Source organism: Neobacillus drentensis, from assembly GCF_036962765.1.
Lineage (GTDB): Bacteria > Bacillota > Bacilli > Bacillales > Cytobacillaceae > Neobacillus > Neobacillus drentensis_C.
Map to the genome: position 1 here is coordinate 1 of NZ_JBALOS010000393.1, position 1,296 is coordinate 1,296.

Below are 1,296 nucleotides of genomic sequence, written 5' to 3' on the forward strand. Positions count from 1 at the left end.
GGTCAATCATCAATTAAAATAAATATTAGTGTCTCGGTCCGATAAAAATCCAGTATATAATTCCCCATAAAACAGAGATTCCGATAAGAATACTAAAAATCCCCCAGTTGCTTTTCTTCATAAAAGAATTTCCTCCAAAAGTAATTTGAAGATGTTGTACTGACCTACATTCTACACTAAATTACAAAAATAAGCTATTCTACCTACATATTTTGCATATTTTCGAGGAAGATTTTCTTTCTATGAAACTTCAAGCTTGATAATTACGTTATAATTAGTGGATTCGGTTATATTAATAACAGAGTCATAATCATTTTATTGATTACCTGTAGAAGACAGAGGAGGAAACTATGAAAAAAATTCTTATTTACTTTATGCTGGCTTTTTTAATACTCATTCCAGTCCGCACATTTGCTGATGTAGCTGAAGGTGATATGATTGTTACACTTGGGGAAAATTTAACTGAAGATCAGAAGAAATCCTTATTAACAGAAATGGGTGCCCCGGATGATGTTCAAATCGTTACGGTCTCAAACGCGGAGGAACATCAATATTTAGGAAAATATGTGTCAAAATCGCTCATTGGGACGAAAGCAATCTCATCATCCGCAATCACGATTCAACCTAAAGGTGCCGGAATTACAGTTGAAACGAAAAATATTAATTGGGTTACGGACGAGATGTACGTCAATGCCCTGATTACGGCTGGGGTTAAAGATGCAAAAATTTATATCACAGCCCCGATTACCGTCTCTGGTACAGCTGCATTAACAGGGATAATAAAAGCGTATGAAATATCTGCTGATAAAACCATTCCTGAAGAAGTGAAACAGGCTGCAAACCAAGAAATGGTCGAAACTGCCAAACTTGGTGATTCGATTGGTGATAAAAATGCAGCCGCACTAATTGCTAAAGTTAAAGAAGAAATTGCTAAAAATAAACCACAAAATGATCAAGAATTACGAAATATAATTGAAAAAGCTGCAAATGATTTAAATGTAAAGCTTACTGATGCCGAAATGCAGCGGTTAATGGACTTTTTTAACAAACTTAAGGATTTAAACATTGACTGGAACCAAGTTAGCGATCAACTTGATAAGGCGAAAGAACGGATTTCTAAATTCCTTCAATCGGAAGAAGGGCAAGGTTTTTTAGAAAAATTAAAGCAATTTTTCACTTGGCTTATCGATACGATTAAATCGATATTTTCTTAAATAAAGGCTCTGTTAAACTTGCCTGTTGATTGGAGCGAAAGAAGCTTCGCTTTCCGCGGGCGGTCCGGGGAGCCTCCTCGTC

Annotated in this window: 1 protein-coding gene; it reads left to right on the forward strand. The window is 35.8% G+C overall.

Annotated features, from left to right (window positions below; genetic code table 11):
- Positions 1–350 precede the first annotated feature (350 nt).
- On the forward strand, positions 351–1,214 hold the full coding sequence (locus V7137_RS29970; RefSeq protein ID WP_335701443.1) for a DUF1002 domain-containing protein: 864 nt from the start codon (positions 351–353) through the stop codon (positions 1,212–1,214).
- Positions 1,215–1,296 lie beyond the last annotated feature (82 nt).